Here is a 15,681-nt window from a genome sequence, read left to right as displayed (position 1 = left end):
CGCAACATGGGATCGAATGAGATGGCATCGAGCAACAACATCAAGGCCGCCCGCGAGACCTACGAAGGGTTCATCAATGCGGTCAAGTGGACGACCCCGCTGCTCATGCTGTTGACGGCCTTCGTCGTCTATCTCCTCGTCTGACGCTGTCCGGGGGCATGAAACTCGCTGTAGTCCGGGAACAGGCTCCCGGTGAGACGCGCGTGGCGGCAACACCGGAAACGGTGAAGAAGTTCATTGCGCTGGGTGCAACCGTGGCGGTCGAGCCGGGCGCGGGGAGCCATGCCTCGATTGCCGGCGCGGACTATGTGGCGGTCGGCGCCACGGTCGCCGCCGATGCGGTGGCTGGCGCGAACATCGTGCTGGGCGTCCAGGGCCCCGATCCGGCCGGGTTGGCCGCCGCGGCGCCGGGCGCCTGGATCGTCGCCGGGCTGGATCCGTTCGGCCAGCGGGGCCGGGTGGATGCCTATGCCGCCGCCGGGCTGGAAGCGCTGGCGATGGAGTTCATGCCGCGCATCACCCGCGCGCAGAGCATGGACATCCTCTCGTCGCAGTCCAACCTCGCCGGCTACAAGGCCGTGATCGAGGCGGCCAACCTCTATGGCCGCGCCTTTCCGATGATGATGACCGCGGCGGGCACGATCAGTGCGGCCAAGGCCTTCGTGATGGGCGTCGGCGTTGCCGGGCTCCAGGCGATCGCCACCGCGCGGCGCCTCGGCGCGCAGGTTTCGGCCACCGACGTGCGCTCGGCCACGCGCGAGCAGATCATCTCGCTCGGCGCCAAGCCGATCTTCGTCGAGACCGTCGCCGGGATCGAGGGTGAGGGCGCCGGCGGCTATGCCACCGAGATGAGCGAGGAGTACCAGAAGGCCCAGGCCGAGCTGGTTTCCAGCCACATCGCCAAGCAGGACATCGTCATCACCACCGCGCTGATCCCGGGCCGTGCCGCGCCCCGCCTGATCAGCGACGTGCAGATTGCCAGCATGAAGCCCGGTTCTGTGATCTTCGACCTGGCCGTGGCGCAGGGCGGCAATGTCGAGGGTTCGGTGCCCGACCAGGTGGTGGAGAAGCACGGGGTCAAGATCCTGGGCTACAGCAACACCCCGGCCAAGCTGCCGGCCGACGCCTCGGCCCTGTTCGCGCGCAACCTCTACAACTTCCTCGCCGCCTTCTGGGACAAGGAACAGGGCAAGCCGGTGCTGGACGAGGAAATCGGCAATGCGATCCGCCTGACCCAGGGCGGCCAGGTGGTGAACCCGAGGCTGCTCGGGTGATCGGCCTGCTGATCTGGGCAGCGGCCCAGGCATCCGCCCCGGCCGCCGCGCCGGCTCCCGCACCCCTGCCGGCTTATGCGGCGATGGAGGGCACGTGGAGCGTGGACCTGCGGCCGTCGCTGGATGACGCCCCCTACAGCCAGCCGATGATCCTGACGATCGCGGCGGACAAGGGGATCACCGGCAGCTTCTACAACAGCGAGATCCTGGCCGGTCGGGCCGGAACCGCGCAGGGCCGCTCGTGCGTCGCCTTCCGGACGACCGACGGGCAGGGCTTCTATCATTCTTCGGCGTGCCTGATCGACGGGCGCATGGTGGGGCAGACATGGGCGGAAGGGCGCAATTTCGTGCTGCCCTGGACCGCGGAGAGACGCTGATGGACTTCATTTCGATCCTGAGCATTTTCGTGCTCGCCTGTTTCGTGGGCTACTATGTGGTCTGGTCGGTCACCCCGGCGCTGCACACGCCGCTGATGGCGGTGACCAACGCGATCTCCTCGGTGATCGTGGTCGGCGCGCTGATCGCGGCGGCCGCGCCGGTGCTGGGCGCCAGCGGGACCACGGCCAAGTGGCTGGGGCTGGGCGCGGTGGTGCTGGCCTCGGTCAACATCTTCGGCGGCTTCGCCGTGACCGCGCGCATGCTCGCGATGTACAAGAAGAAGGAGAAGAAGTGATGCGCTTCGCGCTCCTTTCCGCCGCCGCGGCCGAAGCCGGGCACCTGGCTGTGCCGGCCTGGGTGGCGCTGGCCTACCTGGTCTCGGGCGTGCTGTTCATCCTCGCGCTGCGCGGGCTGTCCAGTCCGGCGACCAGCCAGGCGGGCAACCGCTATGGCATGATCGGCATGACCATCGCCGTGGCCACCACGCTGGTCACGCATGAGGTGGCCAGCCTGCCCGAGATCGTCGGCGCCCTCGCCATCGGCGGCGGGATCGGCTGGTTCATCGCCCGCAAGATCGCCATGACCGACATGCCCCAGCTTGTCGCGGCGTTCCACTCGCTGGTGGGTCTGGCGGCTGTGCTGGTGGGCCTGGCCGCCTACCTCAATCCGGAGGCCTTCGGGATCACCGGGGCCGACGGCCTGATCGAGCCGCAGTCGCGGATCGAGATGGGCCTGGGCATCGCCATCGGTGCGATCACCTTCTCGGGCTCGGTCATCGCCTTCCTCAAGCTGGCGGGCAAGATGAGCGGATCGCCGATCCTGCTGCCCGGCCGCCATGTGCTGAACCTGGGAACCCTAGTCGCGATCCTCGGACTAGTCGGCTACTTCACGCAGGACCAGTCGGGCTGGGTGATCGCGACGATCACGATCCTGTCCTTCCTCATCGGCTTCCTACTGATCATCCCGATCGGCGGCGCGGACATGCCGGTGGTCGTCTCGATGCTCAACTCGTATTCGGGCTGGGCTGCGGCGGCGATGGGCTTCACCCTGCACAACACCGCGATGATCATCACCGGCGCGCTGGTCGGCTCGTCGGGCGCGATCCTCTCGTACATCATGTGCAAGGCGATGAACCGCGGGTTCCTGAGCGTGATCGCGGGCGGCTTCGGCGCCGATGCCGGAGGCGCCTCGGGCGGTCCGGCCAAGGAACAGCGCCCGTGGAAGCGGGGCTCGGCCGAGGACGCGGCCTACATGATGAAGCAGGCCGAAAGCGTGATCATCATCCCGGGCTACGGCATGGCGGTCAGCCAGGCGCAGCACGCGCTGCGCGAGATGGCCGATACGCTCAAGAAGGAAGGCGTCAGCGTCAAGTACGCGATCCACCCGGTGGCAGGGCGCATGCCCGGGCACATGAACGTGCTGCTCGCCGAGGCGAACGTGCCCTATGACGAGGTGTTCGAGCTGGAAGACATCAACAGCGAGTTCGCCCAGGCCGACGTGGCCTTCATCATCGGCGCCAACGACGTGGTCAATCCGGCCGCCAAGACCGACAAGTCCAGCCCGATCTACGGCATGCCGGTGTTCGACGTGGACAAGGCCAAGACCATCTTCTTCGTCAAGCGCTCGATGGGCGGGGTCGGCTATGCCGGTGTCGACAACGACGTGTTCTACATGGACCAGACGATGATGCTCCTCGCCGATGCCAAGAAGATGGTGGAGGATATCGTCAAGGCGCTGGCCCATTGATGGCTCGCGGGGCTGCCCTGCGCGCGATGGCGCTGCTGGCGGCCCCGCTGCTGCTGGCCGGGCCGCTGCTGTCCGGCTGCGTGGAAAAGATCGCCGAGAGCCGGGTGCGCTCGGCGCTGGTCGGTGCCGGCCTGTCCGAGACCACGTCGGACTGCATGGCCAAACGCATGGTCGATCGCCTGACGATCAGCCAGTTGCGCAAGCTCCAGGCGCTGCAGGGGCCCAAGCGTTCGGTCGCGGACTATGTCGCGGCGGTGCGCAAGGTGGGGGACCGGCAAGTGCTCGAGGTGACGGCCAGCTCCGCCGCGCTCTGTGCGACCGGGTTCGGCTGAGCCAGGCCGACCGGATGCCCTTGTGGCTGGACCTTGCGGTCCCGCTTGCCTAAGACCCGCGCCGACGGACGACCTTGGTCCTGGCTCGTTTGGGAGTATCCCGTTTTGCGCAAGCTTGGCCTGATCGGCGGCATGTCCTGGCTGTCGACCCGCACTTACTATGAACACATCAACAAGCTGGTCCAGGCGAAGGTCGGCCGGCAGGCGAGCGCGCCGCTGCTGATCGAAAGCCTGGACTATACCAGCCTGCAACGGCTGCAGGGGCCCGAGGAATGGGCCCGCGCTGGGGCCACCCTGGCCGACAGCGCCGCGCGGCTCGAGGCGGCCGGGGCGACCGCGATCCTGATTGGCGCCAATGCCATGCACAAGGTCTATGACCAGGTGGCCACGGCCGTCTCGGTCCCGGTGCTGCACATCGCCGAATGCGTCGGCCGGCGCCTTGCCGCGAACGGGGTAAAGAAGGCCGCGCTGATCGGCACGCGCAACGTCATGATCGAAAGCTTCTATCGCAAGAAGCTGATCGCGCAGGATGTGGAGCTGCTGCCACCCGAGATGACGTTTGTCGATACGCTCGACCGGATCATTTACGACGAGCTGATGCTGGGCAAGGCGACCCGCCAGTCCGAGCGCGAGCTGAAGACCATGCTGGTCGAGCTGGAACGCGACGGGGCCGAGGCGGTGGTGCTGGGCTGCACCGAGCTGGAGATGATCGTCGACGTCGATGCCAACGTCCTGCCGATCTATGACTGCACCCGCATTCACGCTGAGGCGGCGGTGGAATGGATCCTCGGCGATTGACGGACGCCGGGGTGAACGGTTCGCGCGCACCCTATGCGGCCGACCCGGCCCGGAGCCGGGGGCGCGAGTTCGCGGCTGATGACACGGTCACCCGGGGGCCGCGCGGGCCCTATCAGCGCGACCGTGACCGGATCATCCATTCGATCGCGTTCCGCCGGCTGCGCCACAAGACCCAGGTGTTCATCGCCCCGGACGGCGATCATTACCGGGTGCGCCTGACCCACAGCCTGGAAGTGGCGCAGATCGGCCGGGTGATCGCCCGCGCGCTGGGCCTGGACGAGGACCTGACCGAAGCGCTGTGCCTGGCCCATGACATCGGCCATCCGCCGTTCGGCCATGCCGGCGAGGAGGCGCTCGATGCGGCGCTGGCGCCGCACGGCGGGTGGGACCACAATGCCCATTGCCTGCGCACCCTGATGCGGCTGGAAAGCCCCTATTGCGAGTTCGACGGGCTCAACCTGACCTGGGAGCTGCTGGAAGGCCTGGCCAAGCACAACGGCCCGGTGACCAGGCCGAACTGGGCCCTGGCCGAGCTGGACGCCGCCTGGCCGCTCGAGCTGGGGCAGTGGCCGGGGCTGGAGGCGCAGGTGGCCTCGCTGGCGGACGACATCGCCTACGACAACCACGATATCGACGACGGTCTGCGCGCCGGGTTCCTGGCGCTCGATGATCTGCTGACGCTCGACTTCGTGGCGGATCAATGGCGTGCGGTCGAACGGCGGTTCCCGCATGCGCCGCGCGATCGCCAACTGCGCGAGCTGGTCCGCGGGCAGATCGGGTGGATGGTGAATGACCTGATCGAGGCGACCCGCACCCGGGTCGCCGGTCTTGCCAGTGCCGACGAGGTTCGCGCCGCCGGCCGGGCGACCGCCGCCTTCTCGCCGGAGCTGGCCGAGCATGAGCGGGTGCTCAAGGCCTTCATGTACCAGCGGCTCTATTACCACCCCGAACAGACCGCCGCTGCCGAGCGCGCGCGCGAGGTGATGACCGTGCTGCTCCGCGCTTACCAGGCCGATCCGGCGCTGATGGGTGAGGGCTGGGCGGGGCGCCTGGACGAGGCCGAGCCCGACCGCACCCGCCACATCGTCGACTATATCGCGGGCATGACCGACCGCTTCGCCGCCACGGCCTATGCGCGGATCACCGGTCATGCGCCGGAAGGGCTGCGCAATGTCTAGGCCGACCCGCATCTGCCTGGTCGGTGCGAGCGGGCTGGTCGGCACCGCGCTGATCGCGGCCTGCGTCGGCCGGACCGACATCCGGCTGGTCGCTGTCGCCCGCCGTGAGCTGCCGCTGCCGCGGGGCGCGACGATGGAGGTCCTGCTGGCCGAGCCGGAGCACTGGGCCGATGCGATCGCCGCCGCGCGACCCGACGTGGTGGTCTGCGCCCTGGGCACAACCCGCGCGAAGGCTGGCGGCGATGAGGCCGCTTTCCGCGCGGTCGATCAGGATCTGGTTCTGGCCTGCGCCGGCTGGGCGGTGGAGGCGGGGGCCCGGCAGTTCATCGTGGTCAGTTCGATCGGGGCCGACCCCCACGCGCGCAACTTCTACCTGCGGGTCAAGGGCGAGACCGAAGCGGCGCTGGCCCGGACCGGCCAGGCGCGCCTTGACATCCTGCAGCCCAGCCTGCTGCTCGGCCCCCGGGCGGAGCGACGGCCGGCCGAGGCCGTAGGGCGTGCGCTGGCCTTCCTTGGCCCGCTGCTGCTGCATGGCGGCGCGCGCCGGTTCCGGCCGATCCACGGTTCCACCCTGGCCGAGGTGATCCTGGCCCTGGCCCACCAGAAGGCCCGGGGGCGGTTCGTCCATGACCATGACGGCATGCTCCGGGTGCTGCGCCGCCACGCCTTCGAGCGATCGCTGGGTGCCGGAGAGGCTGTGGACTAAGCGTCTTTCGGGCGGTTGACTTCGGCTCGCCGCGCGTCCAACCGGGGCCTGACGCTGACCGCGCGGGAGAGTCCCACGCGAATCGCTGCCCTTTCATTCGGGGTCTGTGGGTTCGCTGGGCGCCGAAGGAGCAACCGCCCCGGAATCTCTCAGGCTTCAGGACCGCGATGGGTCGATAGCGTCGCTCTGGAAAGTGCCCCGCCTTCGGGTGGTGCCGCCGAAGGGGTAACCCGGTTTCGCGTCGTTTCGCTCGGCGCCGACGGGGGAAAGCTCTCAGGCTTCCGTGACAGAGGGGGCACGGAAACGTGTGCCAACCTGTGCGGAGCTGTGCCCTGTGAGCGCTGAGAGCGATTCGATCGATTCTGCCGATGAGGCTCCGCTGGAGCCCGAGACCCTGCCGCTGGATGCGTGGCATCGCGCCCGTTCGGCTCGCATGGTGCCCTTTGCGGGGTACTGGATGCCGGTCCAGTACGAAGGCATCATCGCCGAGCACCTGTGGACGCGCGAGCATGCGGGGCTGTTCGATGTCAGCCATATGGGCCAGCTCTACATCAGCGGAGAGGGCGTCGAGGCCGCGCTCGAGGCGGTGCTGCCGATCGATCTTGCCACGCTGAAGCCCTATGCCCCGCGCTATTCGCTGCTGCTGGACGCAAACGGCGGCGTGCTGGACGATCTGATGGTCACGCGCTGGGAGACCGGCCTTTACCTGGTGGTCAACGGGGCGACCAAGTGGGACGACATCGCCCACCTGCGCGAGCATCTGCCCGACGAGGTGACGATCAACCACCTGGCTGACAGCGCCCTGATCGCGCTGCAGGGCCCCGAGGCGGTCACCGCGCTGGCCCGCCTGACCACGGGTGAGACCGCGCTGGAGGCCCTGACCTTCATGAAGGGCAGCACCTTCAAGCTGGCCGGCGTCGACGCCTGGATCAGCCGCTCGGGCTACACCGGGGAGGACGGGTTCGAGATTTCGATCCCCGCCGATGCCGCCGCGGCGGTCTGCGATGCGCTCTGCGCCCAGCCCGAGGTGAAGCCGATTGGCCTCGGCGCGCGCGACAGCCTGCGGCTCGAGGCGGGGCTGCCCCTCTATGGGCACGATCTCAGCCCCGAGACCGATCCGGTCGAGGCCGGGCTGACCTTCGCCATCAACAAGCGGCGCAAGGCCGAGGGTGGGTTCCCCGGGGCCGATCGGGTGCTCGCGGCCTTGGCCGCCGGTCCGGCCCGCCGCCGGGTGGGGCTGACCCTCGAAGGCCGCATGGCGGCGCGGGAAGGGGCCAGCGTGCTGGCCGGTGATGCTGTCATCGGCACGGTGACCTCGGGCGGCTTCTCGCCCAGCCTCAATCACCCCATCGCCATGGCCTACGTCGATGCCGCCCATGCCGCCGAAGGCACCGACCTGACCATCGACATGCGCGGCAAGCGCCTGCCCGCCCGGGTGGTGCCGCTGCCGTTCGTCCCCCATCGTTATCATCGCTGAGGAGCTGATCCGTGCCCACCTATTACACCAAGGACCACGAGTGGATCGCCGTTGACGGAGACACCGGCACGGTCGGCATCACCGACTATGCCCAGAGCCAGCTTGGCGACATCACCTATGTCGACCTGCCCAGCCCCGGCGCGACCATCGGCAAGGGGGATGCCCCCTGCGTGGTCGATAGCGTCAAGGCGGCCTCGGACGTCTATGCCCCGGTCAGCGGGACCGTGACCGAGGTCAACGAGGCCCTGGGTGACGCCCCCGAACTGGTCAACGGCGAGGCCGAGACCGGGGGCTGGCTGTTCCGCCTGACCCTGTCCAACCCGTCCGAGCTGGACGGGCTGATGGATCGCGCCGCCTACGAGGCTTACGTCGCGGGGCTGTAATGGCCGCGCAGTTGCTCACCATACCCCCGCTCGTGCTGAGCCTGTCGAAGCACGCGCGCCAGGCCAGCCCGACGTGTGGCCTTCGACAAGCTCAGGCTGAGCGGGGTTGGTTCGGTTCGGCAGAACCGATTGATGGGACATCGCTATGAGATACCTTCCCCTGACCCCCGCCGAACGGTCCGAGATGCTGACCGTGATCGGCGCCGCGACGATCGATGACCTGTTCGCCGACGTGCCCGCCGAGGCGCGCCTGCCCGGACCGGTCCCCGGCCTGCCCAACCACGCCAGCGAGATGGCGGTCGAGCGGCACATGAGCGCCCTCGCGGCCCAGAACCTGTCGGCCGGCACCGCGCCGTTCTTCCTGGGGGCAGGGGCCTATCGCCACCATATCCCCGCCTCGGTCGATCACCTGATCCAGCGCGGCGAGTTCCTGACCGCCTACACGCCCTACCAGCCGGAAATCGCGCAGGGCACGTTGCAGGTCCTGTTCGAGTTCCAGACCCAGGTGGCCCGGCTGTTCGGCACCGAGGTCGCCAACGCCTCGATGTACGATGGCTCGACCGCGTGCTGGGAAGCCGTGGCCATGGCCGGGCGGATCACCCGGCGCAGGAAGGTGGTGCTCTGCGGCGGCCTGCACCCGCACTATGGCGCCACGATCGAGACCATGGCGAAGTTCACCGGCGACCAGATCGAGCGGCAGGTGCCCGTGCTCACCGCCGAGCCCGACCATGGCGCGCTGATCGCGGCGATCGATGGCGAGACCTCGTGCGTGGTCGTGCAGTATCCCGACATCCTCGGGCGCATCCCCGATCTTCCGGCCATCGCCGCCGCGGCCCAGGCCCACGGCGCGCTGCTGATCGCGGTGGTGACCGAGCCGGTCGCGCTTGGCCTGATCGAGGCGCCCGGCAAGCTGGGCGCCGACATCGTGGTGGGCGAAGGCCAGTCGCTGAGCGTCGGGCTGCAGTTCGGCGGTCCCTACCTCGGCCTGTTCGGGTGCCGCGAAAAGTTTGTCCGGCAGATGCCCGGGCGGCTCTGCGGCCAGACCGTCGATGCCGATGGGCGGCGCGGCTTCGTGCTGACGCTCTCGACCCGCGAACAGCACATCCGGCGCGAGAAGGCGACCAGCAACATCTGCACCAATGCCGGGCTCTGCGCCCTGGCCTTTTCGATCCACATGACCCTGCTGGGCGGCGAGGGGCTGGCCAGGCTGGCGCGGGTCAATCACGACCGCGCCCGGCAGACTGCCGAGGCCCTGTCGGCGGTCGGCGGGGTGGAGGTGCTGAACAGCGCCTTCGTCAACGAGTTCACCGTGCTGCTGCGGCGCGACGCGCGCGAAGTGGTGCGCGAACTGGCGGATTATGGCGTGCTGGGCGGCGTTTCGCTGGGCCGGCTCTATCCCGACCGGCCGGAGCTGGGCCATGCCCTGCTGGTGACCGCCACCGAGACCACGACCGATCAGGACATCCACGCCCTTGCCGCGATCCTCGGCGAGGTCCTCGCCAACGCCCATGAAGGAAGCCCGACATGAACGCTCCCAACGCATCCGGCTGGCGTCCCGCCATGGGCGAGGGCGGCGAGGCCCCCGCAATCCTGACCGTCAGCGGTGACCGCGGGCTGACCCTGGAAGAGCCGCTGATCTTCGAACTGGGCCGTCCCGGCACCTGCGGGGTCGATCTGGACGAGCCGCGCGGCGAGATCGCGCCCGGACTTGCCCGGTTCCTCCGCGCCGAGCCGCCGGCCCTGCCCGGGCTGACCGAGCCGGAGACCGTGCGGCACTACACCCGGCTGTCGCGGCAGAACTATGCGATCGATCTCGGGCCGTTTCCGCTCGGTTCGTGCACGATGAAGCACAACCCGCGCCTCAACGAGAAGGTCGCCCGGCTGCCCGGCTTCGCCGATATCCACCCGCTGCAGCCGCAGCACACGGTGCGCGGCGCGATCGGGGTGATCTCGGAACTGGCCGACTGGCTGGTCACGCTGACCGGGATGGCCGCCGTGGCAATGACGCCCAAGGCCGGCGCCCATGGCGAGCTGTGCGGCCTGCTCTGCATCCGTGCCGCACTGGAGGCGCGCGGCGACGCGCGCGAGGTGGTGCTGGTGCCGGAGAGTGCCCACGGGACCAACCCGGCGACGGCGGCCTTCGCCGGCTACCGGGTCGAGAACATCCCGGCGACGGCGGACGGCCGGGTCGATCTGGCGGCGCTGACCGCGCGGCTCGGGCCCGACGTGGCGGCGGTGATGATCACCAACCCCAACACCTGCGGCCTGTTCGAGCGCGACATGAAGGCGATCTCGGACGCGGTCCACGCCGCGGGCGGGCTGGTCTATTGCGACGGCGCCAACTTCAACGCGATCGTCGGCAAGGTCCGTCCGGGTGACCTTGGCGTGGACGCCATGCACATCAACCTGCACAAGACCTTCTCCACCCCGCACGGCGGCGGCGGGCCGGGTTCCGGGCCGGTGGTGCTGTCGGCCGCGCTGGCCCCCTTTGCCCCGCTGCCCTTCGCCATGCGCGGCCCCGACGGGATCATCCGCCTGGTCGAGGAGGAGGACGCTCCGCAGCACCACCCGCAGAGCTTCGGGCGCATGGCCGCGTTCCATGGCCAGATGGGCATGTTCACCCGCGCCCTGACCTATATCCTCAGCCACGGCGCCGATGGCCTGCGCCAGGTGGCCGAGGACGCGGTGCTCAACGCCAATTACGTGCTGCGCAGTCTCGAGGACGTCCTGGACGCCCCGTTCGGAGCGGCGGGGCCGTGCATGCACGAGGCGCTGTTCAGCGACGAGGGTTTCGCCGAGGGCTTTTCGACGCTGGACCTGGCCAAGGGACTGATCGACGAGGGCTTCCACCCGATGACGGTCTATTTCCCGCTGGTCGTCCACGGCGCCATGCTGGTCGAGCCGACCGAGACCGAAAGCAAGGCCGGGCTCGATCGCTTCATCGCCTCGATGCGCAGCCTCGCGGCGCGGGCCCGCAATGCCGATCCGGCGCTGAAGTCGGCGCCGCACCTGGCCCCGCGGCGCCGTCTCGATGAGACCCAGGCGGCGCGCAAGCCGGTGCTGGTCCAGCCGCAGTGACAGCGCGGTGACGTCGTCCGCCGACTGGCAGGTCCTGTTCCCCTACGCGGTGATCGCGGGGGTGCTGGTCCTGCGCTGGCGGACGATCAACCGGCCTCGGGTGCTGCGGCCGGCCCTGTTGATCGCGCTGCCGCTGGTCATGGCGATGGTGGCCGGGCTGGTCCTGTTCACCCTGCCGCCCGCGCAGTGGGCGCTGCCGGTCCTGCTCACCGGGCTGGCGCTGGGGGCGGTAGCCGGGTGGCAGCGCTCCCGCCTGATGCGGCTGGAGCGCGATCCGGAATCCGGCCAAGTCATGGTGCGCAATTCCCCGCTGGCTCTCCTGCTGGTGCTGGGCCTGCTCGCTGGACGGCGCCTGCTGTTGTGGGAGGCCGGGGTCAGCCCCGGGGCAGACCTGAGGCACAGCCTGCCAGCCTTGCTGGCGCTCTATGCGTCGCTCGGTTTCGCGGTGGGGTTGGTCTGGGCCAGCCGCATCGAATTGTGGCGCCGCGCCCGCGGCCTGGCGTGAACGCGGCGCCCCGGGCGACCCCTGGGGCCGGTTACTTGTTGATCGCGTCCTTGGTCGAATCGCTGGCCGATTGCAGGTCCTTGCCGGCGCCCTTGACCGTGTTGCAGGCCGCAACCGACAGCAGCATGGTCCCGGCGGCGAGGGTGAGCAGGGTCTTGCGGAGCATGGCGGAATCCTTTCGCTGAGGCGCGGGGACCACGCCACTGCCAGCGCAACGGGCCGGGCCGCCCACGGTTCCATGCCCCGGGCCCCTGCTGCGGCCCTGTTCCCGGCTCAGTCGGCGTTCATCGGGATGGCCGGATCGATCGGCGCGCGGCGATGCAGCACGTGCTCACGCCAGGCGATCACCAGCCCGGCGGTGATGATCAGCGGCGCGCCCAGCCAACTGGTCGCCGGGGGGAGCTGCTGGAAGAACAGGAAGCCCCACAGCGTCGACCAGATCAACTGGCTGTAATCCATCACGATCACGCTGGCGACGCTGCCATAGCGCAGCGCGGCGGTCAGCAGCAGTTGGGTGACCAGCCCGGTCGCGCCGATCCCGGCCAGCAGCATCCATTCGAAACGCGTATGGGCCCCACCGGTGACGACCGCGCCAGGCAACAGCATCAGCGCGCCCAGCGCCGAGAAGTAGAACACGACCGTCAGCGGCTCCTCGGTACGGCCCAGATCGCGCAGTTGGATCGAGACCAGCGCCACGGAAAAGGCGGCCGTCAGGCCCACCGCGACGCCCAGCACCGGCATGTGCGCGCGATCGGGGCCGACGATCACCAGCACGCCGACCAGACCCAGCAGCACTGCCCCCCAGCGCCAGGGGCCGACCGCCTCGCGCAGGAACACCGCGGCCAGCACCACCGCGAACATCGGGGTGGTGAAGCTGAGGATCGTCGCCTCGGCGAGCGGGAGGATGCGCACCACGCCCAGGGTGGTGAACATGCCGGCGGTGCCGATGAAGGCCCGGCGCAGGTGCACCCAGAAGCGCTGTGTCTTGAGGCGGCCAAGCTCGCCGTGCAGCCCGAGCCAGCCGAGGATCCCCAGCGCTGGGAGCATCTGCCGCCAGAACAGAGTTTCCGGCAGGGGCAGGCCATAGGTGCCCGTCAGCTTGGAAAACAGCAGCATGAACGACATCGCGACCATCGCCAGCAGGCGCAAACCCAGGGCCAGGAACGGTTTTTGCTGCGTTGCCACATTGCGGCTTTAGCCCGGTGCGGGTTTGAGGCAAGGGCCGCGAATGGATTTCCTGGCCGACCATCCCGCTCTCGCCGCGGCCCTTGTCGCGCTGGCCGTGGCGCTGTTCGCCTGGTGGGGCGATCGCCGCCGCCTGCGCCGCGCCGATCTCGATCGTGTAGGGCTGATGCCGTGGGAAGGCCTGTTCTTCTGGGCGCTGCTAGCGGCGGTGCTGCTCGGTGCGGCGGGGCTGCAGGGCTGGTTCGGCGGACGCTAGCCTGCGGGGACAGGGCCCAGGCGGATGGCGGCAGGCTGGGGTGGGGAGCTGGCGTTCTTCGATCCTCCCCTGTTTCATCCGCAGGATGCAACGGGGGAGGTGTCAGCCGCCGCAGGTGGCTGACGGAGGGGGCCGGTTGCTGTCCCCATCCACCCCGCTGCCTGCGGCAGCGCGGTCCCCCTTCCCCGTTGTGCTTCGCAAAACGGGGAAGGATCGGAATGTCCGATCCCGGGCGCAAACGGCCGTTCCCATCACGGCTGGCGATCCGGCTGGCCCGTGGCCGCCTGGACCGGTAACCCACGCGCACCTTCGGGACCGTCCTCATCTTGGCGGAAAAGGTCCGCTGCCCTGCGCCAGCCCTCGGCTCAGCGCCGGGCCGTGCTCAGAGGCAAGCCTCGAGATAGGCCTGGTCGAATCCGAACTGGCGGGCCTTTTCGAGCGTGTAGGGGCGCAGGCCGGTGGAGCGGAACTCGCCGATGATCTTGCCGTCCTCGCTCTCGTCCAGATATTCGAACTTGAACAGCTCCTGGGTCACGATCACGTCGCCTTCCATTCCGATCACCTCGGTGATGTTGGTCGTGCGGCGCGAACCATCGCGCAGGCGCTTGACCTGGACGATCAGGTCGACCGATTCGGCGATCTGGCGGCTGATTGCTTCCTTGGGGATCTTGATGTCGCCCATCAGGATCATGTTTTCCATACGGCCAAGGCATTCGCGCGGGGAGTTCGCGTGAAGTGTGCACATCGATCCGTCGTGGCCGGTGTTCATCGCCGCGAGCAGGTCGAAGCACTCGGCGCCGCGGATTTCGCCCAGGATGATCCGGTCCGGGCGCATACGCAGCGCGTTCTTGACGAGATCGCCGATGGTGATGGCGCCCTGGCCTTCCAGGTTGGGCGGGCGGGTTTCCAGCGGCAGCCAGTGCGGCTGTTGCAGGCGCAGTTCCGCCGCGTCCTCGATGGTCAGCACGCGCTCGCCCGGGTCGATCATCTTCGACAGGGCGTTGAGCATGGTTGTCTTGCCCGAACCCGTACCGCCCGAGATGACGATGTTCATGCGGCACGCGCCCGCGATCTTCAGCGCGGTGCACATCTTGTCCGACATCGAACCGAAATCGCGCAGCATGTCGAGCGTGATCGGCTTCTCGGAAAACTTACGGATCGAGATGGCCGTGCCGCGCAGCGACAGCGGGGGGACGATCACGTTGACGCGGCTGCCGTCCTTGAGGCGGGCGTCGGCCAGCGGCGTGGTCTGGTCGACGCGGCGGCCGACCTGGTTGACGATGCGCTGGGCGATCTGGAACAGGTGCTGCTCGTCGCGGAAGCGGATCGGGGCGAGCTGCAGCTTGCCCTTCTTTTCGATGTAGGTCTGGTCCGGACCGTTGACCATGATGTCCGACACGTCGGGATCGTTCAGCAGCTCTTCCAGCGGGCCGAAGCCGAGCAGTTCGTCGATGAGCACCTTTTCCAGCGCGAACTGTTCGCGCCGGTTGAGGGTGATCTTCAGCTCGGCCAGCACCTCGAGGATGATCGGGCGGAATTCCTCGGACAGCTCGTCCTTGGACAGGGTCGCCGCGGCCTCGGGATCGACGCGTTCGAGCAGGCGGGGAAGGACCTGCTCCTTGATCTTGTGGACCGAGGCTTCGAAGCCCTCGGCCTGGTACTGGTTCTCGACGACCTGGGTCGACCGGTCGTTGAGCCGCGACATCGCGTCGCCCTTGTTCGGATCGAGTGCGGCGGGCGGAGCGCTTTCTGCGCCCGGCGGCGGTGCATATTCGCCGGGAACGGCCGATCGGTTCGGCGCGGCACCGCTGCTGCCGCCGGACATCGGTCGGGCAACGCCGAACGACGGGCGTGCACCCGGGGCCATGCCGCCGATCCCGTTCTTCCGCCCGAATGCGTTCATTTTAAAAACTTTCTCGGTCCAGATCGTCTCGCGACACAGGGCCTGGGCCGGCCGTGCCATTGCGTTCGGGGCCATTTATATGGTTGAAACTTTGAAAACTTTCTAAAGGACCTGGCAGGGCAATGGACGGGCCGGCCGAAATTTCCGGATCAGACCCCGAACGGTGCTGGCTGTGCGAGCGTCCGCTCGGGCGGCGGATCGAGCGCCATCACCCCGTGCCGAAGAGCCGGGGCGGACGCGAGACCGTGCCGGTTCACCCGATCTGCCACCGCACCATCCACGCCACGCTGGGCCATGCCGAGTTGCAGCGCCTGGGGGCCGAGGTGACCGGGCTGCGCTCCCATCCGGACCTTGCCCGGTTCCTGGCGTGGATTGCCACCAAGCCGGCCGATTTTCACGCCATCACGATGCCACGCCGGACGAAAGGGCTGGGGCGGGGACGTTAGAGCCGGCTTGGTCGACCGGCCGGTCCGTGGCATCAG

Annotated in this window: 19 protein-coding genes and 2 riboswitches; of the genes, 16 read left to right on the top strand and 3 right to left on the bottom strand. The window is 68.8% G+C overall.

Going from position 1 to position 15,681, the window contains the following annotated elements:
- Window positions 1–6 precede the first annotated feature (6 nt).
- The 14 genes from H7F49_RS03340 to H7F49_RS03275 all read left to right on the top strand — a co-directional run bounded on the left by H7F49_RS03340 (window position 7) and on the right by H7F49_RS03275 (window position 11,855).
- The gene (locus tag H7F49_RS03340) at window positions 7–144 is read left to right on the top strand and encodes an aa3-type cytochrome c oxidase subunit IV (RefSeq protein ID WP_235981698.1); all 138 of its coding nucleotides are present in this window, start codon (window positions 7–9) and stop codon (window positions 142–144) included.
- Window positions 145–158: 14 nt separating this feature from the next.
- Entirely contained in the window at window positions 159–1,274 is a 1,116-nt protein-coding gene (locus H7F49_RS03335; protein WP_185682134.1) for an NAD(P) transhydrogenase subunit alpha, read from the top strand.
- The gene (locus H7F49_RS03330; RefSeq protein WP_214647617.1) at window positions 1,271–1,651 is read left to right on the top strand and encodes a hypothetical protein; all 381 of its coding nucleotides are present in this window, start codon (window positions 1,271–1,273) and stop codon (window positions 1,649–1,651) included. The genes H7F49_RS03335 and H7F49_RS03330 overlap by 4 nt, the downstream gene beginning before the upstream one ends.
- Entirely contained in the window at window positions 1,651–1,947 is a 297-nt protein-coding gene (locus H7F49_RS03325; RefSeq protein ID WP_185678558.1) for an NAD(P) transhydrogenase subunit alpha, read from the top strand. The genes H7F49_RS03330 and H7F49_RS03325 overlap by 1 nt, the downstream gene beginning before the upstream one ends.
- Window positions 1,947–3,398 (top strand): NAD(P)(+) transhydrogenase (Re/Si-specific) subunit beta, encoded by a 1,452-nt coding sequence (locus tag H7F49_RS03320; protein WP_185682133.1) that lies wholly within the window; start codon window positions 1,947–1,949, stop codon window positions 3,396–3,398. The genes H7F49_RS03325 and H7F49_RS03320 overlap by 1 nt, the downstream gene beginning before the upstream one ends.
- Window positions 3,398–3,730 (top strand): hypothetical protein, encoded by a 333-nt coding sequence (locus H7F49_RS03315; RefSeq protein ID WP_235981696.1) that lies wholly within the window; start codon window positions 3,398–3,400, stop codon window positions 3,728–3,730. Before H7F49_RS03320 ends, H7F49_RS03315 begins: the two co-directional genes overlap by 1 nt.
- A gap of 105 nt (window positions 3,731–3,835) precedes the next feature.
- A complete protein-coding gene (locus H7F49_RS03310) occupies window positions 3,836–4,528 on the top strand; it encodes an aspartate/glutamate racemase family protein (RefSeq protein WP_185682132.1) in 693 nt (230 codons plus the stop codon).
- Between the two features lie 11 nt (window positions 4,529–4,539).
- On the top strand, window positions 4,540–5,706 hold the full coding sequence (locus tag H7F49_RS03305; protein ID WP_328806491.1) for a deoxyguanosinetriphosphate triphosphohydrolase: 1,167 nt from the start codon (window positions 4,540–4,542) through the stop codon (window positions 5,704–5,706).
- Window positions 5,699–6,412: an NAD(P)H-binding protein gene (locus tag H7F49_RS03300; RefSeq protein ID WP_185682130.1), complete on the top strand. Its 714-nt coding sequence runs from the start codon at window positions 5,699–5,701 to the stop codon at window positions 6,410–6,412. Before H7F49_RS03305 ends, H7F49_RS03300 begins: the two co-directional genes overlap by 8 nt.
- Window positions 6,413–6,465: 53 nt before the next feature.
- Window positions 6,466–6,587: riboswitch (glycine riboswitch) on the top strand.
- A gap of 1 nt (window position 6,588) precedes the next feature.
- Window positions 6,589–6,712: riboswitch (glycine riboswitch) on the top strand.
- Window positions 6,713–6,746: 34 nt separating this feature from the next.
- Entirely contained in the window at window positions 6,747–7,889 is a 1,143-nt protein-coding gene (gene gcvT, locus H7F49_RS03295; protein WP_185682129.1) for a glycine cleavage system aminomethyltransferase GcvT, read from the top strand.
- 11 nt (window positions 7,890–7,900) lie between these two features.
- Complete coding sequence (gcvH, locus tag H7F49_RS03290) at window positions 7,901–8,272, top strand: glycine cleavage system protein GcvH (protein WP_185682128.1); 372 nt, start codon at window positions 7,901–7,903, stop codon at window positions 8,270–8,272.
- 145 nt (window positions 8,273–8,417) lie between these two features.
- Window positions 8,418–9,800, top strand: a complete 1,383-nt coding sequence (gene gcvPA / locus H7F49_RS03285) for an aminomethyl-transferring glycine dehydrogenase subunit GcvPA (RefSeq protein WP_185682127.1) — start codon at window positions 8,418–8,420, stop codon at window positions 9,798–9,800.
- On the top strand, window positions 9,797–11,350 hold the full coding sequence (gene gcvPB / locus H7F49_RS03280) for an aminomethyl-transferring glycine dehydrogenase subunit GcvPB (protein WP_185682126.1): 1,554 nt from the start codon (window positions 9,797–9,799) through the stop codon (window positions 11,348–11,350). The genes gcvPA and gcvPB overlap by 4 nt, the downstream gene beginning before the upstream one ends.
- A gap of 7 nt (window positions 11,351–11,357) precedes the next feature.
- Window positions 11,358–11,855, top strand: coding sequence for a CcdC protein domain-containing protein (locus tag H7F49_RS03275; RefSeq protein ID WP_185682125.1), 498 nt, complete (start codon window positions 11,358–11,360; stop codon window positions 11,853–11,855).
- 31 nt (window positions 11,856–11,886) lie between these two features.
- Here H7F49_RS03275 and H7F49_RS19745 read toward each other — a convergent pair whose 3' ends face one another.
- Window positions 11,887–12,021 carry a hypothetical protein gene (locus tag H7F49_RS19745; RefSeq protein ID WP_268958928.1) on the bottom strand — a complete coding sequence of 45 codons (135 nt, stop codon included), beginning with the start codon at window positions 12,019–12,021 and terminating at the stop codon, window positions 11,887–11,889.
- Between the two features lie 107 nt (window positions 12,022–12,128).
- On the bottom strand, window positions 12,129–13,040 hold the full coding sequence (locus H7F49_RS03270) for a DMT family transporter (RefSeq protein WP_328806489.1): 912 nt from the start codon (window positions 13,038–13,040) through the stop codon (window positions 12,129–12,131).
- Window positions 13,041–13,083: 43 nt separating this feature from the next.
- Between H7F49_RS03270 and H7F49_RS03265 the strand changes: the two genes are divergently transcribed.
- On the top strand, window positions 13,084–13,296 hold the full coding sequence (locus H7F49_RS03265; RefSeq protein ID WP_185682124.1) for a hypothetical protein: 213 nt from the start codon (window positions 13,084–13,086) through the stop codon (window positions 13,294–13,296).
- Window positions 13,297–13,678: 382 nt separating this feature from the next.
- Here H7F49_RS03265 and H7F49_RS03260 read toward each other — a convergent pair whose 3' ends face one another.
- The gene (locus H7F49_RS03260; RefSeq protein WP_185682123.1) at window positions 13,679–15,199 is read right to left on the bottom strand and encodes a CpaF family protein; all 1,521 of its coding nucleotides are present in this window, start codon (window positions 15,197–15,199) and stop codon (window positions 13,679–13,681) included.
- A 122-nt stretch (window positions 15,200–15,321) separates the two neighbouring features.
- Between H7F49_RS03260 and H7F49_RS03255 the strand changes: the two genes are divergently transcribed.
- Window positions 15,322–15,645 carry an HNH endonuclease gene (locus H7F49_RS03255; protein ID WP_185682122.1) on the top strand — a complete coding sequence of 108 codons (324 nt, stop codon included), beginning with the start codon at window positions 15,322–15,324 and terminating at the stop codon, window positions 15,643–15,645.
- Window positions 15,646–15,681: the final 36 nt, after the last annotated feature.

The organism is Novosphingobium aerophilum (assembly GCF_014230305.1).
GTDB classification, from domain to species: Bacteria; Pseudomonadota; Alphaproteobacteria; order Sphingomonadales; family Sphingomonadaceae; genus Novosphingobium; species Novosphingobium aerophilum.
This window is presented reverse-complemented; position numbering and strand designations above follow the sequence as displayed.